Origin of the sequence: Nocardia macrotermitis (assembly GCF_009604405.1) — a bacterium.
Classification (GTDB): domain Bacteria; phylum Actinomycetota; class Actinomycetes; order Mycobacteriales; family Mycobacteriaceae; genus Nocardia; species Nocardia macrotermitis.
The window spans coordinates 30458-54201 of the sequence record NZ_WEGK01000017.1 but is presented as its reverse complement, the minus strand read 5'-3'; the positions used below and the strand labels follow the sequence as shown (position 1 = coordinate 54201).

Annotated in this window: 28 protein-coding genes; 7 read left to right on the top strand and 21 right to left on the bottom strand. The window is 67.5% G+C overall.

Going from position 1 to position 23744, the window contains the following annotated elements; translation table 11 throughout:
• Window positions 1–303: 303 nt before the first annotated feature.
• From rpsQ to NRB20_RS30560, 16 genes are all read right to left on the bottom strand, one after another.
• Window positions 304–600 carry a 30S ribosomal protein S17 gene (gene rpsQ, locus NRB20_RS30635; protein WP_153414894.1) on the bottom strand — a complete coding sequence of 99 codons (297 nt, stop codon included), beginning with the start codon at window positions 598–600 and terminating at the stop codon, window positions 304–306.
• Window positions 597–836, bottom strand: coding sequence for a 50S ribosomal protein L29 (rpmC, locus tag NRB20_RS30630; protein WP_040818715.1), 240 nt, complete (start codon window positions 834–836; stop codon window positions 597–599). Before rpmC ends, rpsQ begins: the two co-directional genes overlap by 4 nt.
• On the bottom strand, window positions 833–1249 hold the full coding sequence (gene rplP, locus NRB20_RS30625) for a 50S ribosomal protein L16 (RefSeq protein WP_040818442.1): 417 nt from the start codon (window positions 1247–1249) through the stop codon (window positions 833–835). Before rplP ends, rpmC begins: the two co-directional genes overlap by 4 nt.
• A gap of 3 nt (window positions 1250–1252) precedes the next feature.
• Window positions 1253–2053, bottom strand: coding sequence for a 30S ribosomal protein S3 (gene rpsC, locus NRB20_RS30620; RefSeq protein WP_153414893.1), 801 nt, complete (start codon window positions 2051–2053; stop codon window positions 1253–1255).
• On the bottom strand, window positions 2054–2464 hold the full coding sequence (rplV, locus tag NRB20_RS30615) for a 50S ribosomal protein L22 (RefSeq protein ID WP_153414892.1): 411 nt from the start codon (window positions 2462–2464) through the stop codon (window positions 2054–2056).
• Window positions 2461–2742 (bottom strand): 30S ribosomal protein S19, encoded by a 282-nt coding sequence (rpsS, locus tag NRB20_RS30610; RefSeq protein ID WP_025347177.1) that lies wholly within the window; start codon window positions 2740–2742, stop codon window positions 2461–2463. Before rpsS ends, rplV begins: the two co-directional genes overlap by 4 nt.
• 14 nt (window positions 2743–2756) lie before the next feature.
• A complete protein-coding gene (rplB, locus tag NRB20_RS30605; protein WP_153414891.1) occupies window positions 2757–3587 on the bottom strand; it encodes a 50S ribosomal protein L2 in 831 nt (276 codons plus the stop codon).
• A 33-nt stretch (window positions 3588–3620) separates the two neighbouring features.
• Window positions 3621–3926 carry a 50S ribosomal protein L23 gene (gene rplW, locus NRB20_RS30600; protein WP_319945603.1) on the bottom strand — a complete coding sequence of 102 codons (306 nt, stop codon included), beginning with the start codon at window positions 3924–3926 and terminating at the stop codon, window positions 3621–3623.
• The gene (rplD, locus tag NRB20_RS30595; protein ID WP_153414890.1) at window positions 3923–4609 is read right to left on the bottom strand and encodes a 50S ribosomal protein L4; all 687 of its coding nucleotides are present in this window, start codon (window positions 4607–4609) and stop codon (window positions 3923–3925) included. Before rplD ends, rplW begins: the two co-directional genes overlap by 4 nt.
• Window positions 4606–5271, bottom strand: coding sequence for a 50S ribosomal protein L3 (rplC, locus tag NRB20_RS30590; RefSeq protein ID WP_153414889.1), 666 nt, complete (start codon window positions 5269–5271; stop codon window positions 4606–4608). The genes rplD and rplC overlap by 4 nt, the downstream gene beginning before the upstream one ends.
• 14 nt (window positions 5272–5285) lie before the next feature.
• Entirely contained in the window at window positions 5286–5591 is a 306-nt protein-coding gene (rpsJ, locus tag NRB20_RS30585) for a 30S ribosomal protein S10 (protein ID WP_003938093.1), read from the bottom strand.
• Window positions 5592–6016: 425 nt separating this feature from the next.
• Entirely contained in the window at window positions 6017–6538 is a 522-nt protein-coding gene (locus NRB20_RS30580; protein WP_406603899.1) for a hypothetical protein, read from the bottom strand.
• A 53-nt stretch (window positions 6539–6591) separates the two neighbouring features.
• Window positions 6592–7761, bottom strand: coding sequence for a hypothetical protein (locus NRB20_RS30575; protein ID WP_153414888.1), 1170 nt, complete (start codon window positions 7759–7761; stop codon window positions 6592–6594).
• A gap of 127 nt (window positions 7762–7888) precedes the next feature.
• The gene (locus NRB20_RS30570) at window positions 7889–8320 is read right to left on the bottom strand and encodes a FixH family protein (RefSeq protein ID WP_153414887.1); all 432 of its coding nucleotides are present in this window, start codon (window positions 8318–8320) and stop codon (window positions 7889–7891) included.
• A complete protein-coding gene (locus tag NRB20_RS30565; RefSeq protein ID WP_153414886.1) occupies window positions 8317–10146 on the bottom strand; it encodes a hypothetical protein in 1830 nt (609 codons plus the stop codon). The genes NRB20_RS30570 and NRB20_RS30565 overlap by 4 nt, the downstream gene beginning before the upstream one ends.
• A gap of 109 nt (window positions 10147–10255) precedes the next feature.
• Window positions 10256–10666 carry a hypothetical protein gene (locus NRB20_RS30560; RefSeq protein WP_153414885.1) on the bottom strand — a complete coding sequence of 137 codons (411 nt, stop codon included), beginning with the start codon at window positions 10664–10666 and terminating at the stop codon, window positions 10256–10258.
• 100 nt (window positions 10667–10766) lie between these two features.
• On the opposite strand from NRB20_RS30560, the gene NRB20_RS30555 reads away from it, so the two are divergent.
• Window positions 10767–11243 carry a hotdog fold domain-containing protein gene (locus tag NRB20_RS30555; RefSeq protein WP_153414884.1) on the top strand — a complete coding sequence of 159 codons (477 nt, stop codon included), beginning with the start codon at window positions 10767–10769 and terminating at the stop codon, window positions 11241–11243.
• A gap of 7 nt (window positions 11244–11250) precedes the next feature.
• Here the strand turns inward: NRB20_RS30555 and NRB20_RS30550 are convergent, their stop codons facing one another.
• Entirely contained in the window at window positions 11251–11739 is a 489-nt protein-coding gene (locus NRB20_RS30550) for a hypothetical protein (RefSeq protein ID WP_153414883.1), read from the bottom strand.
• Between the two features lie 463 nt (window positions 11740–12202).
• Between NRB20_RS30550 and NRB20_RS30545 the strand changes: the two genes are divergently transcribed.
• Both NRB20_RS30545 and NRB20_RS30540 read left to right on the top strand, forming a co-directional pair.
• Window positions 12203–12946 carry an SDR family NAD(P)-dependent oxidoreductase gene (locus tag NRB20_RS30545; RefSeq protein ID WP_319945602.1) on the top strand — a complete coding sequence of 248 codons (744 nt, stop codon included), beginning with the start codon at window positions 12203–12205 and terminating at the stop codon, window positions 12944–12946.
• A 69-nt stretch (window positions 12947–13015) separates the two neighbouring features.
• Window positions 13016–14233, top strand: coding sequence for a lycopene cyclase family protein (locus NRB20_RS30540; protein WP_153414881.1), 1218 nt, complete (start codon window positions 13016–13018; stop codon window positions 14231–14233).
• A gap of 17 nt (window positions 14234–14250) precedes the next feature.
• Here NRB20_RS30540 and NRB20_RS30535 read toward each other — a convergent pair whose 3' ends face one another.
• Both NRB20_RS30535 and NRB20_RS30530 read right to left on the bottom strand, forming a co-directional pair.
• Window positions 14251–15279: an SDR family oxidoreductase gene (locus tag NRB20_RS30535; RefSeq protein WP_153414880.1), complete on the bottom strand. Its 1029-nt coding sequence runs from the start codon at window positions 15277–15279 to the stop codon at window positions 14251–14253.
• A gap of 174 nt (window positions 15280–15453) precedes the next feature.
• Window positions 15454–16257: an enoyl-CoA hydratase-related protein gene (locus NRB20_RS30530; protein WP_153414879.1), complete on the bottom strand. Its 804-nt coding sequence runs from the start codon at window positions 16255–16257 to the stop codon at window positions 15454–15456.
• A 133-nt stretch (window positions 16258–16390) separates the two neighbouring features.
• On the opposite strand from NRB20_RS30530, the gene NRB20_RS30525 reads away from it, so the two are divergent.
• Window positions 16391–17611, top strand: coding sequence for a TetR/AcrR family transcriptional regulator (locus NRB20_RS30525; protein WP_153414878.1), 1221 nt, complete (start codon window positions 16391–16393; stop codon window positions 17609–17611).
• 6 nt (window positions 17612–17617) lie between these two features.
• On the opposite strand, the gene NRB20_RS30520 is transcribed toward NRB20_RS30525, so the two are convergent.
• The gene (locus NRB20_RS30520) at window positions 17618–19132 is read right to left on the bottom strand and encodes an aldehyde dehydrogenase family protein (RefSeq protein WP_153414877.1); all 1515 of its coding nucleotides are present in this window, start codon (window positions 19130–19132) and stop codon (window positions 17618–17620) included.
• Window positions 19133–19534: 402 nt separating this feature from the next.
• Between NRB20_RS30520 and NRB20_RS30515 the strand changes: the two genes are divergently transcribed.
• The 3 genes from NRB20_RS30515 (at window position 19535) to NRB20_RS30505 (ending at window position 22259) form a co-directional block, all read left to right on the top strand.
• The gene (locus tag NRB20_RS30515; protein WP_153414876.1) at window positions 19535–20527 is read left to right on the top strand and encodes an ATP-binding cassette domain-containing protein; all 993 of its coding nucleotides are present in this window, start codon (window positions 19535–19537) and stop codon (window positions 20525–20527) included.
• Window positions 20524–21336, top strand: coding sequence for an ABC transporter permease (locus NRB20_RS30510; RefSeq protein ID WP_319945601.1), 813 nt, complete (start codon window positions 20524–20526; stop codon window positions 21334–21336). Before NRB20_RS30515 ends, NRB20_RS30510 begins: the two co-directional genes overlap by 4 nt.
• A gap of 71 nt (window positions 21337–21407) precedes the next feature.
• The gene (locus NRB20_RS30505) at window positions 21408–22259 is read left to right on the top strand and encodes an ABC transporter permease (RefSeq protein WP_153414875.1); all 852 of its coding nucleotides are present in this window, start codon (window positions 21408–21410) and stop codon (window positions 22257–22259) included.
• Here NRB20_RS30505 and NRB20_RS30500 read toward each other — a convergent pair.
• The gene (locus NRB20_RS30500) at window positions 22256–23506 is read right to left on the bottom strand and encodes an Nramp family divalent metal transporter (protein WP_319945600.1); all 1251 of its coding nucleotides are present in this window, start codon (window positions 23504–23506) and stop codon (window positions 22256–22258) included. The two genes, NRB20_RS30505 and NRB20_RS30500, sit on opposite strands and share 4 nt — an antisense overlap.
• Window positions 23507–23744 lie beyond the last annotated feature (238 nt).

The following is a 23744-nucleotide window of genomic DNA, read 5'->3' as shown; positions in this document are numbered from 1 at the left end:
GTCAGTGGCACCATAGGCCGCTCGCCAGTTCCCCCGGCCCCCTGTCGGACCGTGCTCGGGGTGGTCACATCATCCCTCCATACGCGGTTTTCTCCGCGCGAAGCGTATTCCACCAACCCGAATCTTTCCACCAGTAGCCCCATCCCACCCCCGAACTCGCAACCCACCCGCTACGCCCCCGAACCCGCCGACCCCAACCGAACGACGAATGGCCACCGGCGTCGCACACCATCGATATGCCGAAGGCCCGCCTCCCGGAACGGGAAGCGGGCCTTCGGGTTTCGACTCAGGCGAGGAGGGGGTTTACTTGGCCCGCTCCAGGACCTCGACCAGACGCCAGCGCTTGGTGGCCGACAGCGGACGGGTCTCCATCAGCTGAACGCGGTCGCCGACACCGGCGGTCTCGTTCTCGTCGTGCGCCTTCACCTTGGAGGTGGTGCGAATGATCTTGCCGTAGAGCGAGTGCCGGTGACGGTCTTCCAGCTCGACGACGATCGTCTTGTTCATCTTGTCCGAGACGACGTAGCCGACGCGAACCTTGCGGCTGCCACGCTCCGTCTCCTTGGCCGACGTCTTGGCCGGGCCTTTCGCGTCGCTCATGCGGCGTCTCCCTCAGTCTTGGGACCGGTGGCCAGACCGAGCTCACGCTCGCGCATGACCGTGTAGATGCGCGCGATCTCGTGGCGGACCACACGCAGCCGACGGTTGTTCGTCATCTGACCCGTCGCCATCTGGAAGCGCAGGTTGAACAGCTCTTCCTTCGCCTCACGCAGTGCGGCGACGAGCTCGTCCTGATCCTTGTCCCGCAGCTCTGCGGCCGGTGTTCCGCTCATCAGAACTGCTCCTCCCTCGTCACGATCCTGCACTTCATCGGGAGCTTGTGCATCGCGCGGCGCAGGGCCTCACGAGCGGTCTCCTCGTTCGGATAACTCATCTCGAACATCACCCGGCCGGGCTTCACGTTCGCGATCCACCACTCGGGAGAACCCTTACCGGAACCCATGCGGGTCTCGGCGGGCTTCTTGGTGAGCGGGCGATCCGGGTAGATGTTGATCCAGATCTTGCCGCCACGCTTGATGTGGCGGGTCATCGCGATACGCGCCGACTCGATCTGCCGGTTGGTGACGTAGGCGGGCTCCAGAGCCTGGATGCCGTACTCGCCGAACGTCACCGCCGTGCCGCCCTTGGCCATGCCGGAGCGGCCCGGGTGGTGCTGCTTGCGGTGCTTGACCTTGCGAGGCATCAGCATGGGTCAGCCCTCCTGGGATGTCTGCGCCGGAGCGTCCGCCGCGGTGGCGGCGCGCCCGGCCTCGGTGCTGGTCGCGGTGGTACCGGACGACCCGGACCGCCGCGGACGGTTCGGCCGCTCCCGACGCTCGCGACGCTCACCGGACGGAGCAGCGCTGGCCGTGACCTCACGCTTGCCGCCGACGATGTCGCCCTTGTAGATCCAGACCTTCACGCCGATCCGGCCGAAGGTGGTCCGAGCCTCGTACAGGCCGTAGTCGACGTCCGCACGCAGCGTGTGCAACGGAACGCGACCCTCGCGGTAGAACTCCGAACGCGACATTTCCGCGCCGCCGAGGCGACCCGAGCACTGCACCCGGATGCCCTTGACGTTCGGCGAACGCATGGCCGACTGGATGGCCTTGCGCATCGCGCGACGGAACGCCACACGGTTCGAGAGCTGCTCGGCCACACCCTGAGCGACCAGCTGCGCATCCGACTCGGGGTTCTTGACCTCGAGGATGTTCAGCTGAACCTGCTTCTTGGTGAGCTTCTCCAGCTCGGCGCGGATGCGGTCGGCCTCCGCGCCACGACGGCCGATCACGATGCCCGGACGCGCGGTGTGGATGTCCACCCGGACGCGATCACGAGTGCGCTCGATCTCGACCTTCGAGATGCCGGCCCGCTCCATGCCCGTGGCGAGCAGCTTGCGGATCGCGACGTCTTCCTTCACGTAGTCCGCGTACTGCTTGTCCGCGTACCAACGCGACTTCCAGTCGGTGGTGATACCGAGTCGGAAGCCATGGGGGTTGATTTTCTGTCCCATTTACTTGGCCCCTCCCTTCCGGCGGCTACGAGCCGGGGCGGCAGTGGGCACGCTCTCGACCTCGATGGTGATGTGGCTGGTGCGCTTACGGATCCGGAACGCACGGCCCTGGGCCCGCGGCTGGAAGCGCTTCATGGTCGCGCCCTCGTCGACGTACGCGGTCGAGATGACCAGCGTCGCCGGGTTCAGGCCCAGGTTGTTCTCGGCGTTGGCCGCGGCCGAGGCCACGACCTTGGCGACCGGCTCGCTCGCCGCCTGCGGCGCGAACTTCAGGATGTTCAGCGCGTCCTCGACCCGCTGACCGCGAACCATGTCCACGACCCGGCGCGCCTTCATCGGCGTCACGCGGACGTGCTTGGCGGTCGCGCGTGCGGTCGGATTCTGAACCGTTGCTGTGTTCGATTCGCTCATCGCCGCTTGCTCTTCCGATCTTCCTTGACGTGGCTCCGGAACGTGCGGGTCGGCGCGAACTCACCGAGCTTGTGCCCGACCATGTTCTCCGACACGAACACCGGCACGTGCTTGCGGCCGTCGTGGACCGAGAACGTGTGGCCGATGAAATCGGGGATGATGGTCGAACGCCGCGACCAGGTCTTGATGACCTGTTTGGTGTTCTTCTCGTTCTGGACGTCCACCTTCTTGAGGAGGTGTTCGTCGACGAACGGGCCCTTCTTCAGGCTGCGTGGCATGTCTTAACCTCCTCTTAGCGCTTCTTGCCGCGACGGCGGACGATGAGCTTGTCGCTCGGACGGTTGGGTTTACGAGTACGGCCTTCCGGCTGACCCCAGGGCGAGACCGGGTGGCGACCACCGGAGGTCTTGCCCTCACCACCACCGTGCGGGTGGTCGACGGGGTTCATCACGACGCCTCGGACCGTGGGGCGCTTGCCTTTCCACCGCATGCGGCCGGCCTTGCCCCAGTTGATGTTCGACTGCTCGGCGTTGCCGACCTCGCCGATGGTGGCGCGGCAGCGCACATCGACGCGGCGGATCTCGCCGGAGGGCATACGCAGGACGGCGTAGGCGCCTTCCTTACCCAGCAGCTGGATGCTCATACCGGCCGAGCGGGCCAGCTTGGCGCCGCCGCCGGGACGCAGCTCCACCGCGTGCACGGTGGTACCGGTCGGGATCGAGCGCAGCGGCAGGTTGTTGCCCGGCTTGATGTCAGCGCCGGCGCCCGACTCGATCTTCGTGCCCTGGGTGACACCCTTGGGCGCGATGATGTAGCGCTTCTCGCCGTCCGCGTAGTGCAGCAGCGCGATGTTGGCGGTGCGGTTCGGGTCGTACTCGATGTGCGCGACCTTGGCCGGCACGCCGTCCTTGTCCAGTCGACGGAAGTCGATCAGACGGTAGGCGCGCTTGTGGCCGCCGCCGCGGTGCCGGGTGGTGATCCGGCCGTGCGCGTTACGACCGCCGGACTTGCTCAGCGGACGCAGCAGCGACTTCTCCGGGGTGGAGCGAGTGATCTCGGCGAAGTCCGAGACGCTCGCGCCACGACGGCCCGGCGTCGTCGGCTTGTATTTACGGATTGCCATGAGTTCTTCTCTGCTTTCTGGATTCTCCGCCGCTTACGCGACAGAGCCTCCGAAGATCTCGATGGGCTTGCTGTCGGCCGAGATGGTCACGAGCGCGCGCTTGGTGCTCTTGCGCTGGCCGTAACCGAAGCGGGTCCGCTTGCGCTTGCCCTGACGGTTGGCGGTGTTGACGCTGGTCACCTTGACGCCGAAAACCTTCTCGACGGCGATCTTGATCTGCGTCTTGTTCGAGTCCGGGTGCACCAGGAAGGTGTAGGTGCCTTCCTCGATCAGTCCGTAGGACTTCTCGGAGATCACCGGCGCGAGCAGAATGTCGCGGGGGTCGGCGATGGTGGTCACTTGCTCTCCTCCTGTGCAGCTTCGGCGGGGCCGTGCACGAAGGCGTTGAGCGCCTCGACCGAGAAGATCACGTCGTCGCTCTTGAGGACGTCGTAGGTGTTCAGCTGGTCGGGAGCGATGGGGTGCACGCCCTGCAGGTTCGCCACGCTCTTCCACGCGGTGGCATCCTCGCGGCCGACGACGACCAGGATGTTCTTGCGCTCCGACAGTTCGGCCAGGAAGTTCTTGGCGGTCTTGGTCGAAGGCGTCTGTCCCGCAACGAGTTCGGTGATCACGTGGATCCGCTCGTTCCGCGCCCGGTCCGACAGCGCGCCACGCAGGGCGGCGGCCTTCATCTTCTTGGGCAGACGCTGCGAGTAGTCACGCGGCTGCGGGCCGTGCACGGTGCCACCGCCGGTGAACTGCGGCGCGCGGGTCGAACCCTGACGGGCGCGGCCGGTGCCCTTCTGCCGGTACGGCTTCTTGCCACCACCGCGGACCTCGCCGCGGGTCTTGGTCGCGTGCGTGCCCTGGCGAGCCGCGGCCTGCTGGGCCACGACCACCTGGTGCATCAGCGCGACGTTGGCGGTGACGTCGAAGATCTCCGCGGGGAGCTCGACGGTGCCGTTGGTCTTGCCGCCCGGCTCTTTGACCGGAAGCGTCAGGTTGGTCTTCTTTTCAGCGGTCGCTGTCTCGGTGCTCATGCCCGGGCACCACCCTTCACTGCACTCTTGACGATCACGACGCCGCCCTTGCGGCCCGGGATCGCACCCTTGATCAGCAGCAGGCCGTTCTCGGCGTCCACCTTGTGGACCGAGAGGTTCTGCGTGGTGACGCGGTCGCTACCCATCCGGCCCGACATCCGCATGCCCTTGAACACGCGGCCGGGAGTGGAGCAGCCACCGATCGAACCCGGGCGGCGGTGCACGGCCTGCGCACCGTGCGAGGCGCCCTGGCCCTTGAAGCCGTGACGCTTCATGGTGCCGGCGAAGCCCTTACCCTTGCTGGTTCCGGTCACGTCGACGTAGGCGCCCTCTTCGAACACCTCGGCGTTGATCTCCTGGCCCACCTCGAAGGTCGAGGCGTCGGCCACGCGGATCTCGGCGACGTGGCGGCGCGGGGTGACACCGGCCTTGGTGAACTGGCCGGACTCCGGCTTGTTCACCTTGCGCGGGTCGATCGCGCCGAACGCGACCTGAACGGCGGAGTAGCCGTCGCGCTCCACGGTGCGGATCTGGGTAACGACGTTCGGGCCCGCCTTGACGACGGTCACGGGAACGACGCGGTTCTTGTCGTCGAAGACCTGGGTCATGCCGAGCTTGGTGCCCAGGATGCCCGCGGCCGGACGGCTCTTGTTGTCAGTCATATTCGAAGTCCCCGTCACTGAATGTTGACGTCGACGCTGGCCGGGAGGTCGATGCGCATGAGCGCGTCCACCGTCTTCGGCGTCGGGTCGAGGATGTCGATCAGCCGCTTGTGCGTACGCATCTCGAAGTGCTCGCGCGAGTCCTTGTACTTGTGCGGCGAACGGATGACGCAGTACACGTTCTTCTCGGTCGGCAACGGCACCGGCCCGACGACGCGGGCACCGGTGCGGGTCACCGTCTCGACGATCTTGCGCGCAGACGCGTCGATCGCCTCATGGTCGTAGGCCTTGAGCCTGATGCGGATCTTCTGTCCCGCCACGCTGAGTGTCCTTTTCTCCGCTTTCGTCGTGATCCGGGAGTCGCCTCCCGAAGCACCCTCATTTGCATGCCCGAACCTACGAAGACAGCAGACGCGTCAGTACTTGCCCCGACCGGAATCTCGTCGTGAAGACGTGCCCGATCCATCGCCGCTGTTCATCTGTCATGGTTCTTCCGGTACACGCGGTCGGGCGTGTCGCCTTACCGCTCATTCTTCGGCCCTGAGCAACTCTTCATTGGGCCGGTAGAACGCTGTCCCGGACGTATTCGCGCCGGACTCGCCGCGAATACTGATTGGGTACTGCCCGCCTTCACCGATACAGACACAGGCCACCCGGTGAAGGCAACCCGACAAGTATGCACGAGCCCCGGCGCGGACATCAAATCGGGGTGCTGTGAGTCCGGTGACCCCGCGTTATAGCCGCGTCAGATGGTCAACGGCAGCTTCCCGGGGCGTAGTCGGCGCCAGACGACGAGGAGGAAGACCACCAGTCCGGCCAGCGGTAGCAGGCCGAGGGTCCAACTCAACGGCAGCGGCGGACCGGGCTGATCGAGGACCTGCACACCCGGCAATGTGCCCTCGCCATGCCCCTGTGGGCCGTCGATCGTGAATGTGAAGCTGTAACCGCCGGGCGCGTCGAGCGCCCTGACGTCCAGGCCCCAGGAGTCGCGTTTGCGCGGGTGCCGCACGAGCGGCTGGATGCGGCGGGTGGCGCGGCGATCGGGGCCGTTGATCTTCAGCGTGCCGGATTTTCCGGCGATGCCGCCGTCGGGCAGGAAGGTGAAGTCCAGCGACTGCATGGCGCGGATCGGCCAGGTGGTGAAGCCGACGGTGACGCCGTACGGGCCGACCTGGACGCGCTCGGTGTGCACGATGTTCACCGGTTGATAGGCCGCGGCCGGGCCCGCGGTGAGCAGGCCCAGGGTGGCGACCGTCAGCAGGAGCACCCCCAGCCGACGCAGCGTGAGCACAGGTGTGCGGCGCGCGGTAAGTCGTTGGCTCACAACGTCTCCCGCGCGGTCGACAGCGGCGCGAGGGTGCGCAGCATGGCGGCGAAACGTCCACCGAAGTATCCGGCCACCAGCCCGAACGGAACTCCGAGGAGGCCGATGACGACGAACATCGACGCGGCGATGTGCGCGACGGGATCGGTCAGGACCGCCTGGAGCGGCAGGCCGATGCCGAGGATCACGCCCGTGACCACGCCGGTCGCCAGCAGCGTGCGCTGCGGCCCCAGATTCCGGGCGCGGGCCAGGGCGAACATGCCTTCCACGGCCACCGCGGCGACGATCAGGAACATCGGCATGATGCTCGGGAACGCGGGCGGCAGCGGTAGCAGCCCGTCGCGCAGCGGCAGGCCCACCGCCGAGGCGTACACGTGCGCGGCCCACGGGGAGAACCACCACAGCAGCCCCTGCACGAGGCTCATCGCGACACCGATGGCCAGGGCCGAACCCGCGCGTTCGAGGACGAGTGCGCCCATGATGAGCAGCATCGGCGCGAACAGGACGGTGGCCGCGACGATCGCGTCGACGGGCAGCGGCAGATTGTTCAGCCCGTCGGCGGGGATCGGGGCGTAGGAGATCAGCAGGACGATCGCGAAGATCAGCCCGATGCGACCCCAGAGTTCGTCGCGGTGCGCGGAGAACACGATGACGCTGCCGATCATGGTCGTCGAGATGGAGAGGAACAGCGCCACGTGCGACGGGGTGTTCAGCACCGCGTCGAATCCGTAGATCGCATGCCACTCCAGGTCGAACAGGCCGTAGAGCAGGAACAATGCCGCACCCGCGCCGGAGACCATATAGCCGATCGGGGCGGTGAGGGTGCCGCCGAAGACCCGGATCGGGGTGCCGCCCGCCCGCGGCGCCGCCCGGCCCGCGCGCTGCGCCGAGGTCATCAGGACGACCAGGGCGAGACTGGCGAATCCGGAGATCGCGCTGCCGGAATAGAGGAACAGGTGCGGCAGCGTGAAGAAGGTGTCCGGACCGACTTCGTCGTGCCACTGGATATCCCAGCTGGTGCCGACCGTGGTGACCACGATGCCGAGCAGCACCACCCAGGCTCCCGCGCGGGCCGCCGCCCCGGTGCTGTCGGCGACGGTTATCCGATCGGCCGTGACCGGCCGCTCCCCACCCTGTGCCGCGTCGAACGGAATCGAGGTACTCATAGCCGCTCCCCCACCTTCTCCTGCGATCCGGTTGTCCTGTCCCGAGTATGCATCAGGGGTACGACAGATTTCCGATCGTGCGTACTCATCCCGAGCCTCCCTTCCGGTGCCGTCGCACCACTGCTGTTCATCCACTGATCCACAACGGCACGGACAGTTGCTCGGTCGTCGCACCTGTCCCGATGGACAGTCGCAACTCCCACGGCCCGGTCATCATGAACGCCATATCCGCGACCCGATATCGCCCCGCGCCACCGGCCGAAGCCGTAACCGGCGCATCCGAATACCCCATCCGGGGTTCCAACGCCTGCACCCGGACGACCGCGTCGCGCACCGCTCGCCCCGACCGATCGGTGAGTTCGATATCGATCCCGGTATCCCCCATCCGCGCACTGTCCAATGTCACAGTGACGATGTGATCCGCTGTGCCGGTGTGCATTACGAGATGCCCCGGCGGACTCGGCCACATCAACCACCCGACCACGGCGACCAGCGCGACCACCGCCGCGAGGATCACCGTCACCCGTAGCGTTCGGGCACGAGAGGTCGTTTCGGTCATCGCGCACCTCCCGCGGCGACATCGAGAACGATCGGGATGGTGAGCACGGTGTAGTTCCGTTCGACCTGGATCCAGATCCGGTAGTGGCCGGGGGTCGCGAAGGTGTAGGTGAACGGGACTTGCGGGCCGTAGGCGGCGACGGTTTCGTCGGGTGCGCTGTCACCGTTCACCGGGAGCATCAGCATCGCGCCGCCGGGGCTCGCACTGTTCGTCCCCGGCATCGAACTGCTCGTGACGGGTCCGTTCATGCCCGGCATTACCGGTGCGGATGTTCCTGAAGTTCCTTGCGCACCAGGAGGATTCGATGCCGAGGAAGTACTCGTGCCGTTGCCCGTTCCGGAATCACCGTTCATGCCGGGCATATCCGGCATCGGCGGGGTGCTCGTGCCGGAACTGTTGTTCATTCCTGGCATGTCCGACAGCGGTGGCATCTCGGAAGTTGTTGCACCGCCGCTGGATTGGCTGTTCATACCCGGCATCGACATGCCGCCCATGGAATGTGCGTGACCCCAGATCGGGGCGCTCTGGACCGCGGCGCCGATGTCGGTGTCCGAATCGGGCAGTGGTCCGGCCACGATCATGTGGCCGACCATGCCGAGCCAGGGTTGCAGATCGGAGGTGCTGCCGACGGTCGCGGTGAGGGTCACGGGTGTGCCGGCGGTTGCGGCGGTGGTGGTCACGGCGATCGGGGTGGTGTCGACAGCGGTCGACACGGTCATGACACCTGCACCCAGGTGTACCGGATTCGCGGTGTGCGGCAACGGAGTACTCGCATTCTGTCCCGCCGCGACCGTGAAACCGCTTGCGGCGCGGACCATTTGCACACCTCCACCGCGCCGCGCCAGTTCGGCGGACAGCGCGTAGCGTCCACCCTCGGGCGGGGTGAGGTGAATCCTGAAGTGGCCCGGGGCAATTCGGATCGGATGCAGATGCCAGAGTTGACCGCCGGGGCCGACGATCAGCAGATGGATGAGCGCGCTGTCCTCGATGACCAGATCGTCGACGGGCGCGCCGGTGGCGGCATCGGTCAGATTCAGATCCAGGTCACCGGCCTGCCCCGCGGTCAACGGCGCACCGGACAGCGTGAGCAGTGCCGGCGGCCGGGAGAAGTCCGAAATCAACGGCCGCCCAAGGGCATACGGGTTGCTGACATTGTCCACGTCGGGATCCAACTGCACCCCCGGCTGCGGCGGCAGCGGCAACGAGGCCGACAGCACCGCCGCCGTGATCGCCACCGCCAACCCCGCCACCATCCCCCCGGCGGGCACCAGCGCCCACGCACTGCGCCGAGCCCGAACCGCCACCACGATCGAAACCGGCAGCAGCACACCGGCAGCCAGGAATCCCCCGTACACGAATCGTTCCGGCGGCGTGGTCACCTGCTTCGACACCACGAACGGAATCCGCGCCACCTCCCGCCCATCCCCCACGGCCAATTCCCAAGGCCCCGCCCGATCCACCCGCAACGTCGTGGAATACATCCCCGCCGCATCCCGCAGTTGCACAACCCCGCGATCGGTCGGCGCCCCCGGCGCAGGCAACTCACCCTTCGAAGACGCCCCCACCGGCGTCAACCCCAACGTCAGCCGCCCACCCGCGCTCCCCGCATGAGTAACCACCTCGACCTGCAACGGCCCCGGCACCGAGGTAACCCGCCGCAACACGACAGTCAGCTCCCGATCCCCCAGCGTCTGCGCGACAGCCACATCCCCACCCGAAGAAGGCGAATCGGCCCCCGCACCCCCACCAGCCGCCACCCCCACCAACAGCACCACCCCCACCAACAGCCCGAGCCGCCGCAGCACTCCCCATCCGACCGCCATCATCAGCTCATCGTAGAAACGCTCACCCCCAATTCCATCCCCTCACAAGCTGATACCCCCTCCCCCACACGGGTGATGCCCCCGAGGAATCCACGAGTATCCCCCGAGCCGTTCAGCTCCGGGTCGTGCCCGAAGGAGACTCGGGAGCGGTCGCCCGGATCAGCCGGAGGAACAAACGAACGATCAACACGACCAGCACGAGCGCGGCCGAAACGCCGATCGAGAACCAGACGAGCCAGCCCGGACTGTCCGTCACAGCGGTATCGGCGTCGGCACGCACGGCCACCGCCGCCCCCGGCCGCCTGTCGTCGCGAATTCCGTGGATATCACCCGAACGAACAGCATCGCGATAGCGCCACGTGGCCGCACAGTGATAGCCGAAGTGGCGCTTCTCCCCCATCAGCGCACAGTGATCGATCGTGGCAGACACCCGTTCCCCGGTCAGATAGACCGCAGCCTGCCCGTATGTGCCCGGCACCAGAAAACACGCCCCGCACAACGCGACCACGGCGAGAAAACGCAACCGAGACAGCCAGGTGTCCCTGCTCCCCTCCTGCGACATGATCCAGGAGTATGCCCAAGCCCCGCCCGCCACTAACTTACTTTCGAGTAAGATACGGGGCATGACGAACGAGACCGCCACCTTCCGCGGCTGGAAGAAGCTGCCCGACAACCGCATCGGGCATGCGCTGTTCTCCCTGGGCATGATCGCGCGGGTGCCGTACTTCGGGACCGTGGCGCCGAACGTCGTGCGGCTCGAACCGGGCGTCTGCGAGGTCACCGCGCCGAAGTGGTTCGGCATCCACAATCACATCGGCACCTTCCACGCGATCGCGGCCTGCAATCTCGCCGAGGTCGCGATGGGCATGCTCAGCGAGGCCACCGTGCCGACCACGCACCGCTGGATCCCCAAGGCCATGAACGTGCAATACCTGGCCAAGGCCGAATCGGGCCTGCGCGCGGTCGCGCAACTCCCCGAGGTTCCCGATTTCGGCGCGATCACCGAGGGCCGAGACCTCGTCGTCCCGGTCTCGATCTACGACAAGCAGGGCGTCGAGGTGGTCCACGCCGACATCACCACCTGGGTCACCCCCAAATAAGCGCCGCTCAGACCAGCACCGCTTCGAGGCTGTCCGCGCTCGGCACGCGCCGATTCCACAGGGTCAACCGGTCGATATCGGCCGCGCGGACCGCCTCCTCGACCGAGCCGACAGCCGCCGCGCCGAACCTGTCGGTCAGCAGCTCGAGCAGCGCCGCCGCCCGGCCCCGCACCTCACCGCGCGCTTCGTAGATCTCCGCGAGCGTCGTTATCGCGCCCTTCGCGATAACAGCCTTCGCCACCGGTCCGACCAGGACCGCGAGCAGCGGCATGAATTCGGGCGACATCGCGATCAACCAATGCTCCCGCTCGACCGGATCGGGACACAGCGCCGCAACGAGTTCACGGAACCGCCCGTCTTCGAGATCGTTCAGCCCGTCCTCCAACTCACCGAATTGCTCCTCGTCCAGATCCCACAAATCGCCGAGATCATCCACGGCACATAATTCGTCCTCGACATCCCGGCCACCATCCGAATCACATCGCTCATCAGTCACGCGACACAAGGTACGCCCACGAACCGACAAATTCACCCGAGCTTTTCACAGCTCGAAACATATCGTTCCCCACGTTCCAATACGCATCGTTCCATTTGAACCGATGAGCACTTGATTAGTAACCCGAAATGCCACCCAAGTGCACATAAAGCAGAACGCCTCATGAATTCGTTCCGAAGCGGATTCATCCGTACTGGAATAAATTTTTCAGACGCAGTCGAATTTCCGGAGCACATCCGAGCAGCCGGGCACGCCCCGACAACGAAACCGGCCCACCGAGCAGCCACCGACGGCCGATGCGCACCCCGACGATGAGCCCCTCGCAGCCGACGGCCGGTTCCGCAAGCCGCTGCGCTTTGTCACGACCACCGTCGCCGATCACACCAATTCTGCACCGATCGGTACCGATCTGCTAACGTTCCATCAGTACCGATTAGTACAGATATACGGAAGGTGGGCAATCGTGGGACAACTGGACGGCAGGACGGCGGTCGTGACCGGCGGCAGCAGCGGTATCGGCCGGGCCGCCGCGGAACGCTTCGCGGCGGAGGGGGCGCACGTATTCGTCACCGGGCGACGGGTGGACGAGCTGAACGCGACGGTCGAGACGCTCGGATCGGCCACCGCCGTACCGGGCGACATCGCGAATCCGGCCGACCTCGATCGGCTCTACGAGGCCGTCGCGGCGCGCGGGAAAGGGCTGGACACGCTGTTCGCCAACGCCGGAACGGGAGCCTTCGCGACGCTCGAACAGACCACCCGCGAACACTTCGACACGATCTTCGAAACCAACGTGTGGGGCACGCTCCAGACCGTACGCAAGGCATTGCCGCTGCTCAACGACGGCGCGACCGTCATCGTGAACACGTCCGTCCGCGCCGACGACGGGATGGCGGCATTCGGCGCGTACGCCGCTTCCAAGGCCGCGCTGCGCTCCTTCACCCGCACCTGGGCCAGCGAACTCGAGGGGCGCGGCATCCGGGTCAACGCGATCGCCCCGGGCACCATCGACACCGCCGCGCTCGCCGCGATCGGGGGTCCGCAGGACGCCGCCGCGGTCAGAGCCGGTTTCGCGGCGAACGTTCCGATCGGCCGGATCGGCACCCCGGCGGAGGTCGCCGGGGCCGTCATGTTCCTCGCCTCGGCGGACAGCAGTTTCGTCGTGGGTTCGAACCTCTACATCGACGGCGGCGAGATGCAGCTCTGAGCCGCGCGATCTCCGGTGGGCCGCCACGCGGATACCGCCCGCCCCGGCACAGCTGATTCAATGAGAGATATGAGTGGTCAGCGTGTCGGGGAGGCGGATCTCTGCGTGGTGGGGTTGGGGCCCACCGGGCGGGGGCTGGCGCATCGGGCGGTGCGGGCGGGGATGCGGGTGGTGGCGGTGGATCCGCGACCCGAGCGGCTATGGCCGCCGACATTCTCGTGCTGGATCGACGAATTGCCGCAGTGGTTGCCGCACAGCACGATCGCGCAGCGGATCGAGGCGCCGACGGTGTGGACGAAGACCGCGCACCGGATCGAGCGGCCGTACTGCGTGTTGTCGAAACCCGGTCTGCGCGAGGCACTTCCGCTCGACGACGCGACGGTGCTGACCGGCCGGGCGACGTCGGTGGGTGCGCACCGGGTCGAACTCGACGACGGCACGATCGTCACGGCCGCAACGGTTTTCGATACCCGAGGACTACCTTCACCGGGCGCGCGCCGGACCGCGAGCGCGCACGGCATCTTCGTCGACGCCGAGCGCGCCGCACCGATGGTCGCCGATGGCGAAGGGCTGCTGCTGGATTGGCGCGATGAGAACGGGGCCGGTCCGGATGAGCCGCCGTCGTTCCTGTACTCGGTGCCGTTGGGTGACGGCACGGTGATCTTCGAGGAGACCAGCCTGGGGTTGCGCGGTGGGATGCCGCAGCGGGAGTTGCGGCGACGAACACTCAATCGCCTTGCCGCACATGGGATCACGTTGCGCGGCGACGAACCGAGCGAGGCCGCGCACTATCCGCTGGATCAGCCGCCGCCCGCGATGCGCGCCGCCGCCCGCGCGACGGACGCCGTCCCGTTCGGCTCCCGGGGCGGGATGATGCACCCGTGCACCGGATACAGCGTGGCCGATTCACTCGCCCTGGTGGACACCGCGATCGACGCATTGCGCGCGGGCCGCGATCCGGCCCAGGAGCTGTGGCCGTGGGAGGCACGACTGGTCTACTGGATGCGCATGCGCGGGGTCTACGGTCTCGGCAGATTGACTACCGCCCAATCGATTTCGATGTTCGAGGCGTTCTTCACCGCCTCGCCGCGAGAGCAACACGCACTGCTGTCCGCGCACGCCGACTACGCCCCCTTGGCCAAGGTCCTGTTCATGACCGTCGCCCGTACCTGGCCGTTCCGCTGGCGTTACGACCTGGTCGGCTGGACCAACCGAAACCGTTGGGTGGGTTACGAATACGCGCCCGCCAGGGACCGCGCCGAGGCGGCGTTCGACGAGATCCGATAGCGCCGGACCCCGCCGCCTCACACCCAGTTCTCGATCCAGTATTTCCAGATGACCGGCGCGTACCCCGCCATCGGCGGCACGCGAATATCGGTACCAGCCAACGCGGCGGTCGTGTTGCGGCAGTCGAACCAGCAGCCGAACTCGTTCTGCTCCAACACTTCTCGTGGCACGCCCAGATGCGGCAGGATCGCGCCGACGCCCGGGACCCGCAGCATCATATCCACGGTCTGACGCGGCATGACCTCCATCAGACGCGGCGCGCCCGCCTCGTCGGCGAACAGGTTGAGCACCTCGGCGGCGCTCTGCCGACGCGGGTCGACCAGATGGTAGGTGGTCCTGCCGACGACCGGTCGATGCACGATGTGCCCCAGCGCCCGGACGACGAAATCCACCGGCACCATATTGGTTTCGCCCAGCTTAGGCACCAGGATCGGCAGGATTCGCGGCAGCTGGGCGGCCATCCGCAGCAGCCGGAAGAAGTAGTACGGCCCGGTGATCCGATCGATCTCGCCGGTGCGGGAGTGACCGACCACGATCGAGGGCCGATAGATCTGCCACGGCACCGCCGCCCGTTCGCGCACGATCCGCTCGGCCTCGAACGCGGCACGCTGCTGCGGCGTCGGCAGCACCTGCCCGACGTCGAACATGTCCTCGCCGAACAGCCCTTCCGCCGACCCGGCCACCTCCACACTCGACATGTGGTGCAGCGCACCGGCTTCCAGCCGCTCGGCGAGTTCCACGACATGCGCGGTCCCCGCGCCCAGCCCCGCCGCGTCGTACCCGACCCCCAGGTGAATCACATGATCGATCGAACCACGATGCGCCACAACCCAATCCGCATCGATCCCGAGTCCGGGCGCGCCGAGATCCCCACGCACCCGCCACACTCGCTCACCCCCACCCCACTCCCGCGCACACCGATCGAACCGGTACGCCGGATCACCGCCGGGCCGCACCATCACATGAATATCACCGCTACGCTTCAGCAACTCTGGGACGAGATACCGACCGATACACCCAGTTGCCCCGATAACCAGGTAATTCATGCGGTAACAGTAGCCCCACCCCGCCGAGACCCTTCATCCGCATGTTGCACACCATTCGCCCACACCCGGCAAACCCGGCCCCCGCGACGCTGAACCCGCTCCGGTCCCGAAACGACCGGAGCGGGACGACCGTCGCGGAGCCGACGACGGCCCCGCGACGGCGGATGTACCGCCCTACTCCGCGAAAACGGCCTTGCGCTTGGTGAGCATGGCGGTGGCGCCCTCCATGAAGTCCGGGGACTGGAGGAGTTCGGCCTGGCCGGTCTTCTCCGCGGCCAGGGCGGCGTCCAGGGAGGTCAGGGCGGCGTTGTTGAGGGCGCTCTTGGTGAGTTCGAGGGCGCGGCGCGGGCCGGCGGCGAGTTTGGCGGCGGCGGCCTCGACCTTGGCGTCGAGTTCCTCGGCGGACAGCACGCCGGTGACCAGGCCGTGGCGGAGCGCGTCGGCGATCGGCAGACGCTCGCCGAGCAGCGCCATCTCGGCGGCGAGCGGGCGACCGGCCGCGGCGGCGATCATGGCCGCGGCGCCGCCGTCGGGCATCAGGCCGATGTTGATGAACGCGAGCAGCAGGTAGGCGTCATCGCTGGCGTAGGTCAGGTCGGCGGCCAGGGCCAGCGCGACGCCGACGCCCGCAGCCGCGCCGCGAATCCGCGCGATCACCGGGACCGGTGCGTCGACAATGGCCTTGACCAGCCGGTTCGCCGCATCCATGGTCATCTCGGGGGTGATGCCGCGCTGTGCCTCGGAGACCACGCCGGACAGATCCGCGCCGGTGCAGAAGTCCGAGCCCTCACCGGTCAGCACGATCGCGCGAACCGTGCGATCCTCGACGACGGCCTCGAACGCGTCGCCGAGCGCGACCATCGCGTCGTAGTTGATCGCGTTCTTGCGCTTGGGATTGGCGATGGTGACCCGCAGCACCCGGCCGTCGTGGACGACACTCAGGCCCGGCGGAGTGGTGGTCTGCTCGACGTTGCTCATTGACAACTCCCAGGTAGGCCGTCGTTGCGTGCGGCGGCGCGAGAATGACGGTTAACATTGCGAATTGTGGTTAACTTAGGTTGAGTTGTGCGGCGCTGTCAACCAGGCGGCGGTGCGAGAGAAGGAGAGGTGCATGGTCGCGGATCCCAGCGAGTCCGGACTCGCTTCCGCGCGAGCAGACGGCACGACGGTCCGGCGGCGGCCGAAGAACAGGAAAGCACAAATCGTGCGCGTCGCGGCCCAGGCGTTCAGCGAACGCGGCTATCACCCGGTCGGTGTCGACGAGATCGCGGCCGAGGTCGGCATCTCCGGCCCCGCGCTGTACCGGCACTTCCGGAACAAGTACGCACTGCTGGTGGCCGCGGCCGAGGGCGGAGCGCAAATACTCCTGGACGCCGCGCAGGCCGCCGACGACCCCACACTCGAACCCGAGGCCCGGCTCACCGCACAGATCCGCGCCCTGGCCGAACACACCATCGAGGTGCGCCGCGAGGGCGGGCTGTACCGGTGGGAGCGCCGGTACCTGGAAACCGAGGACCGTCGCCGCATCCGCAAGATCTACGACGAACTGCACGCGCGGGTCGAATCCGCCATCGCCGCACTGCGTCCCGAGGACAACGCGGCCGACATCAACGTGCTCGGCACCGGCATGCTGGGCGCGATCGGCAGCATCACCCTGCACCGCACCACGCTGTCCACCGCGCGGCTGACCGATCTGCTCCAGGACATCTGCTGGTCGATCCTGCGCGCCGAATTGACCCCCGCCCCAACCGAACCCGCGCCCGAACTACCCGCACGCGGCCTGCCGCTGAGTTCCAAACGCGAGCAGTTGCTGACCGAGGCGATCCGGATCTTCGGCCGCCAGGGCTATCACGAGGCCAGCATCGAGGAGATCGGCGCGGCCGTCGGGATCAACGCCTCCAGCGTGTACCGCTACTTCCCGAGCAAATCGGATCTGCTGGCCGCGGCGTTCCATCGCACCGGCGAGCGCGTCGCGATCGCGAACGCCGAGGCGCTGGCCGAGGCGAGCAGCCGGGCCGACGCCGCCCTGCGCATCGCCGACCGCTTCGCCCGGCTCACCTTCGCGATGCCCGAGATTCTGCCGGTCTACTTCGCCGAATTCTCGAATCTGCCTGCGGCCGAACAGCACCGGCTGCGCGCGATCCAACGCCAGAACGTCCTGGAGTGGGCGAACCTGCTCGACGGCGATCCGGCCGAGGCACGCTTCCGGGTGCACGCCGCGATCGCGCTGGTGGTCGACGTCGGGCGTCGCATCCGGTTCGACCGGCGTCCCGAAAGCCTCGCGCGCGTCAACGAACTCATGCGCGCGGTGCTGCTGGGCCCGGAGGACTGAGCCCGCTCAGCCCTGCCCGTGCCGCATCCGGAAAACGGCCTTGGCCATGCGCAGCGTGCGCGGATGCCGGTCGAACGTGGCCAGATCCGCCATCCCGCGATAACGCTTCTGCGCGATGGACAGGGTGCGGGTGAATTCGCGCAGGCCCGCCTCGCCGTGCGCGTGACCCTGGCCGTACTCGCCGACGCCGCCGAAGGGCATGGCCGGGATTCCGGCGTACGCCATCGATGAATTGATCGTCACCACACCGGTTCTGATGCGTTCGGCGAACTCCGGGACCATCCGGACGTCGCGGGTGAACACCGCGACCGCGAGGCCGTGTTCGGCGGCGTTGATCCGCTCGACGGCCTCGTCCATACTCGCCACCGGATTCACGATCAGCACCGGACCGGCCGCCTCGCCCGTGATGGCCTGGGAATCCTCGGGCACATCGGCCAGCACGATCGGCTCGACGTAGGGCTCGCGGATCGAGTCCAGACCGCCGACGACCAGCCGCCCGCCCTGCGCGACGGCGTCCTTGACCTGCCGCCGCACCACCTCCACCTGCGATTCCAGGATCATCGGACCGTAGGAGGCGCGCCGATCGCCGCCGGGCCGCAGCTTGCCCGCGCGCGCGGCGACCCGCTCCAGGAACGGTTCGTACACCGATTCCGCGACGTAGGCGCGCTGGATTCCGGCCGGACTCTGCCCGGCGTTGGACATCGCGCCGAACACCGCGGCCTCGGCGGCGTCGTCGAGTTTCGCGTCGACCTGAACGACCATGGCCCCCTTGCCGAAACGCTCCACCACCACCGGTGTCATGGTCTGCGCGCACAGCGAGATCACTTCGCGCGCACCGGCATCCGAACCCGCGTAGGCGATCTTGTCCACCCGCGCGCGACACAGCGCCGCGCCGGTCGAGCTGTCGCCGGTGACCACTTGCAGCACAGGCTGATTCGGCGCGAGCCGGGCCCAGCTCTCGGCCAGCCACACCCCGACGCCCGGGGTGAGTTCGCTGGGTTTGAAGATCACGGCGTTACCGGCGGCCATGGCGTAGGCGATCGAACCCATCGGCGTGTAGAGCGGGCTGGCCCACGAGCCGAGCACGCCCACCACACCGAGCGGCAGATAGCCGACCGAGGCGCGTTCGTTGCGGGTGAACCAGCTGCTGCCCAGCCGCCGACGGCCCAGGGCGCGTTCGGCATTGCGCGCGGCCCAGTCCAGATTCTCGACCGCCTGCATCACCTCGATGGCCGCGTCGGCTTCGGGTTTGCCGGTCTCGGCGCTGATCAGATCCACCAGTTCGCCCGCGCGCCGGACGATGACCCGCTTCCAGTCCAGTAACCAGCGTTTGCGTCCCGCGAATCCCAGTGCCGCCCACCATTTCTCGGAGGACCGCGCGACGCGCACCGCGCGCGTCAGATCGGCCTGGTCCAACACCGCGTAATCACCGACGGTTTCGCCGGTACGCGGATCGAAGGACGTCAGAACTCGCGAGCGGGCCAGGGACCCGCCATGCACACCGCGGGCAGACTCTGCCATCGGTCACCCTCTCGCCGACGTGAGCCCACGGCGACCGGGCGTCCTGCTCGCCGGACGTGGTCACCGCAGACAGATGAGTGTCCGTCTCTTCCCCTTGCGGCAAGAGTATGGGTGGCCGGGCCCACGCGACAAGGTTCCGTCGCACTCGCCGTACCGGCCGGTTCGTCCCCGGACCTGCGACGATCCAAACCGCAAACCGGACGGTTTCCCAAACTGTGAGTAACGCCACAGTTAATGGCACACTCCGCATCGCCGCCCACCCGTGCGATATTCCCGCGGCTCCGCATCGCTGTCGTTCCGTACCAGTAACATCGCCCCCGGTGGAAGGGATCACCCAACCGGGACGCAGTAACACGGCGATCCGGACAATCCGATTGCCGCCCCGGCCATAGTGGAGAGTTGATGCCCAGCTTGGACAACGCAGAGTCGCCGCCCGAAACCGCGGTCCTGGTCGCCGACGTGCGCAAGTCCTTCGGCGACGTGCACGCGTTGCAGGGCGTCAGTTTCTCCGCCGCGCGCGGCTCGGTGCTGGGCATCCTGGGGCCCAACGGCGCGGGGAAGACCACCACCGTCAAGATCCTGTCCACCCTGCTGCGACCCGATTCGGGCGCCGCGCAGGTCGCCGGGCACGACGTGCTCAGCGATCCGGCCGGGGTGCGGCGGTCCATCATGATGACCGGTCAGTACGCGGCGTTGGACGAGAACCTGTCCGGGCGCGAGAACCTCGAACTGTTCGGTCGGCTGATGGGGCTGGGCAAGAAGGCCGCCCGGGCGCGCGCCGATACCCTGCTCGAGGAATTCGACCTGGTCAGCGCGGGCAAACGCGCCGTGCGCGGCTACTCCGGCGGTATGCGCCGACGGGTCGACATCGCCTGCGGGCTGGTCGTGCGGCCCGAGGTGGTCTTCCTCGACGAACCCACCACCGGCCTGGACCCGCGCAGCCGCCAGGGCGTCTGGGATCTGGTCATCGCGCTGAAGAACCAGGGCATCACGGTCCTGCTGACCACGCAGTACCTCGAAGAGGCCGACGTGCTCAGCGACAACATCATCGTCATCGACCGCGGCACCGTCATCGCCGAGGGAACCGCCGACGAACTCAAGGAGAAGACCGGCGGCAGCTACTGCGAGATCGTGCCGCTGGATCCGAACCGGGTGGTCACGGCCATCGAGGCGCTGGGCGATCTGGTCCCCGAATCGGTCGCGAAGGAATTCGCCGAACAGCCCGTCGGGATCGACCGGATCTCGGTCCCCGCACCCGAGGGCGCGGCCACCCTGTCCGAGGCGCTGCGTCGCCTGGACGCGGGCGGGGTCGAACTCGCCGACATCGGCCTGCGCCGCCCCTCCCTGGACGACGTGTTCCTGTCCATCACCGGCCATTCGGGCGGGCACGAGTGACCGAACAACTCACCGTATCCGGCAGTGCGCTGTTCGCCGGGGTGACCGAGGTGCGCCCGTCCGCGTTCGCGCAGTGGCGGGCGTTGACCGGGCGGATCGTGCGCACCATGGCCACCAAGGGGGAACTGATCGTCGCGGTGATCACGCCGCTGGTGTTCACGTTCGGGTTCTATCTGCCGCTGCGCTACGTGATGCGGGTGGGCGGAATCGACTACCAGCAGTTCGTGATGCCGATCATCGTGTTGCAGACCATGTCGTTCACGATGATGTCGAATGCGCAGATCGCGGCGTTCGAAACGGCCAGCGGGCTCAACACCCGCATGCAGACGATGCCGGTGGGGCGGATGGTCCCGCTGCTGTCGCGGCTCTCGGCCGGACTGGTCCGCTCGGTGACCTCGCTGCTCGCGGCGCTGGTGTTCGGTTACGCGATCGGCTTCCGGCTGCATGCGAGCGCCTGGCAGACGCTGCTGTTCTGCGTGTTCTCGCTCGGTGTGGGCACGGTGCTGGCCATCGGGGCCGACGCGCTGGGCTGTCTGACCAAGAGTCCGGAATCGTTGAGTCAGGCGCTGACGCTGCCCACGCTGATCTTCGGCATGCTCTCCTGCGGATTCGTCCCGGAGACGGGTTTTCCGGTGTGGATTCGGCCGTTCGTGCGTAATCAGCCGATTTCGCAGTTCTCCTTCGCGCTGCGGGATATGGCCGCGAGCGGGGTGAGCTGGCATGTGCTGTGGGTGCCGCTGGTGTGGTTGGGCGGGCTCGCGGTCTGCTTCGTGCCGCTGGCGGTCTGGGCGAGTGTGAGGCGGGCATGAGCGGGTCAGGGCCGAAGGCGGCAGCGGAGCGTAACCACGCAGGCCCCGCGCTCATGCCCCATGGAAACGGCATGAGCGTTGTTGTCGAGTCGGTGGCTACGTCCGGGAGGCAGGCTCCACTGCCGGTGGTGCCGCCGCAATCCGAGCGTGCGCTCTCGGCATGGGTGCGGCACAGTCTGATCCAGTGCAAGCGGCTGCTGCTGGTGTGGGCGCGCGATCCGGCGACGACCATTCAGACGCTGATCTATCCCGCGTTGACGCTGCTGATGTTGCGCGTGGTGCTGGGCGATTCGATCACCCGCGCCACCGGCATGCCCAGCGAATACGGGACCGTCCCGATGATCACGCTGGTCGCGGCGATGTCGGGTGCGGTGGTCAGCGCGCTGGGCTTCAAGAACGAGCAGTACACCGGACTGCTGGGCCGCCTGTGGACGATGCCGGTGCATCGGGCCGCGGGGCTGTCCGGGCGGCTGCTGGCCGAGGCGATCCGGGTGCTGGTCACCACGTTGTTCGTGATCGTGGTCGGGGTGTGCATCGGGTTCAGGTTCTGGAACGGGCCGTTGGCCGCGCTGGCGATGATCGCGATTCCGGTGCTGTTCGGGGTGGCGTTCGCGGTGCTGGTGACCGCGCTGGCCACGGTGTCGGGCGGGGTGATGCTGGTGAACATCGTCGCCATCTTCAACACGCTGCTGATGTTCTTCAACTCCGGTTTCGTGCCCACCACGGTCTATCCCACCTGGTTGCAGTCGACCGTGGCGAATCAGCCGATGAGTACGGCCATCGACGCCATGCGCGGGCTGAGCTGGGACGGCGCGGTGACCGCCCCGCTGCTGAAGACCCTCGCCTGGACGATCGGCGCGATCGTCGTCTTCGCGTATCCGGCGATTCGGGGCTACCGGCGGGCCGCGGAGTCCAGCGGCTAGGCTCCCCCGGCGATCGTCAGGTAGATCAGGAATACGTTCAGCGCGGTGATCAGGATCGCGACCAGCCAGGCCAGCGCCGTGGTGACGCGATGGTTCACATCGACGCCCATCAACGTGCGGTTCGCGGTGAAACGCACCAGCGGTACGAGTGCGAACGGGATGCCGAACGACAGCACCACCTGCGAGACGATCAGCGCGCGCGTCGGGTCGAATCCGGCGGCCAGGATCACCAGCGCGGGGATCAGGGTCACGATGCGGCGCAACAGCAGTGAGACGCGGCGACGCAGCAGACCGTCCATGATCATCGCACCCGCGTAGGCGCCGACCGAGGTCGAGGCCAGACCCGAGGCCAGCAGGCCGATCGCCAGCAGCAGCGCCGCGATCGGGCCGAGCGCGTGGTGGACCGCGTGGTAGGCGTCCTGGATGGTCGACACCTCGCCGTGCCCGGCGAACGTGTGCGCGGCCACCAGCAGCATCGACAGATTCACCACGCCCGCGATCAACATCGCGATGCCGACGTCCCAACGGTTCGCACGCAGCAACCGGGTGCGGACCGGGCCGGGGTCGGTGCGCCCGTGCCGATCCCGCGACATTCCCGAATGCAGGTAGATCACGTGCGGCATCACCGTCGCACCGATCATCGCCGCGGCCAGCAGCACACTGTGCGTGTCGTGGAAACGCGGCAGCAGCCCGGCCGCGGTCTGGGCGGCCGATGGCGGCGAGATCACCAGACTGGCCACGAATCCGATCGAGATGATCGCCAGCAGGCCGATGATCAACCGTTCGAAACGCTGCTGACCGTGGCGGTTCTGCACCGTCAGCAGCAGCATCGAGACCACACCGGTGATCAGCCCACCGACCAGCAGCGGCAGTCCGAACAGCAGTTGCAGCGCGATCGCGCCGCCGACGACCTCCGCGAGATCGGTTGCCATGGCGGCCAATTCGGCCTGCGCCCAGTAGCCGATGCGGACCCGCGGGCCGGCCGTGGCGCGCACCAGTTCCGGTAGCGAACGTCCGGTGACGACACCGAGTTTCGCGGACAGGTACTGCACGAGCGCGGCCATCACGTTGGCCAGCACGACCACCCAGACCAGCAGATATCCGTACTGCGCGCCCGCGCTGACGTTGGCGGCCACGTTCCCGGGGTCCACGTACGCGATCGCCGCGACGAATGCGGGTCCGAGCAGCACGGATGCCGACCGGGCTCGGCGGAGCGCGGCAGCCGGAGTGACGATGGCGATGCTCACACTCTCAGTTTATGGGTACCCGAACTTTCGTCCATAGGTCAGCCGAAAATGTGACCATCCGAACTGCCATCGGCCGAACACACCGGTTCACCGGATCTTCCCATTCACGCCTACGTCCGACTCCGGGAGCCTCTCGGTCTCGAATGCGAACAACGCTCGCTCCGATTCGGCGCCTGGGCGTCGGCATCCCGCTCGGACGGAGCTTCGGGAACGGAAAGGGCCGAGGTCACGAAGACCC

Excerpts from the sequence above, each read along its gene's own strand:
- rplD (WP_153414890.1), bottom strand. The coding sequence starts at position 4,609 with ATGAGCACCGAGACAGCGACCGCTGAAAAGAAGACCAACCTGACGCTT.
- rpsS (WP_025347177.1), bottom strand. The coding sequence starts at position 2,742 with ATGCCACGCAGCCTGAAGAAGGGCCCGTTCGTCGACGAACACCTCCTC.
- NRB20_RS30525 (WP_153414878.1), top strand. The coding sequence starts at position 16,391 with ATGGTCGCGGATCCCAGCGAGTCCGGACTCGCTTCCGCGCGAGCAGAC.
- NRB20_RS30530 (WP_153414879.1), bottom strand. The coding sequence starts at position 16,257 with ATGAGCAACGTCGAGCAGACCACCACTCCGCCGGGCCTGAGTGTCGTC.
- NRB20_RS30575 (WP_153414888.1), bottom strand. The coding sequence starts at position 7,761 with ATGAGTACCTCGATTCCGTTCGACGCGGCACAGGGTGGGGAGCGGCCG.
- NRB20_RS30535 (WP_153414880.1), bottom strand. The coding sequence starts at position 15,279 with ATGAATTACCTGGTTATCGGGGCAACTGGGTGTATCGGTCGGTATCTC.
- rplC (WP_153414889.1), bottom strand. The coding sequence starts at position 5,271 with ATGACTGACAACAAGAGCCGTCCGGCCGCGGGCATCCTGGGCACCAAG.
- NRB20_RS30515 (WP_153414876.1), top strand. The coding sequence starts at position 19,535 with ATGCCCAGCTTGGACAACGCAGAGTCGCCGCCCGAAACCGCGGTCCTG.
- NRB20_RS30505 (WP_153414875.1), top strand. The coding sequence starts at position 21,408 with ATGAGCGTTGTTGTCGAGTCGGTGGCTACGTCCGGGAGGCAGGCTCCA.
- rpsQ (WP_153414894.1), bottom strand. The coding sequence starts at position 600 with ATGAGCGACGCGAAAGGCCCGGCCAAGACGTCGGCCAAGGAGACGGAG.
- NRB20_RS30570 (WP_153414887.1), bottom strand. The coding sequence starts at position 8,320 with ATGACCGAAACGACCTCTCGTGCCCGAACGCTACGGGTGACGGTGATC.
- rplB (WP_153414891.1), bottom strand. The coding sequence starts at position 3,587 with ATGGCAATCCGTAAATACAAGCCGACGACGCCGGGCCGTCGTGGCGCG.
- rplP (WP_040818442.1), bottom strand. The coding sequence starts at position 1,249 with ATGCTGATGCCTCGCAAGGTCAAGCACCGCAAGCAGCACCACCCGGGC.
- NRB20_RS30565 (WP_153414886.1), bottom strand. The coding sequence starts at position 10,146 with ATGATGGCGGTCGGATGGGGAGTGCTGCGGCGGCTCGGGCTGTTGGTG.
- NRB20_RS30520 (WP_153414877.1), bottom strand. The coding sequence starts at position 19,132 with ATGGCAGAGTCTGCCCGCGGTGTGCATGGCGGGTCCCTGGCCCGCTCG.
- NRB20_RS30555 (WP_153414884.1), top strand. The coding sequence starts at position 10,767 with ATGACGAACGAGACCGCCACCTTCCGCGGCTGGAAGAAGCTGCCCGAC.
- rplV (WP_153414892.1), bottom strand. The coding sequence starts at position 2,464 with ATGAGCGAATCGAACACAGCAACGGTTCAGAATCCGACCGCACGCGCG.
- NRB20_RS30540 (WP_153414881.1), top strand. The coding sequence starts at position 13,016 with ATGAGTGGTCAGCGTGTCGGGGAGGCGGATCTCTGCGTGGTGGGGTTG.
- rpsC (WP_153414893.1), bottom strand. The coding sequence starts at position 2,053 with ATGGGACAGAAAATCAACCCCCATGGCTTCCGACTCGGTATCACCACC.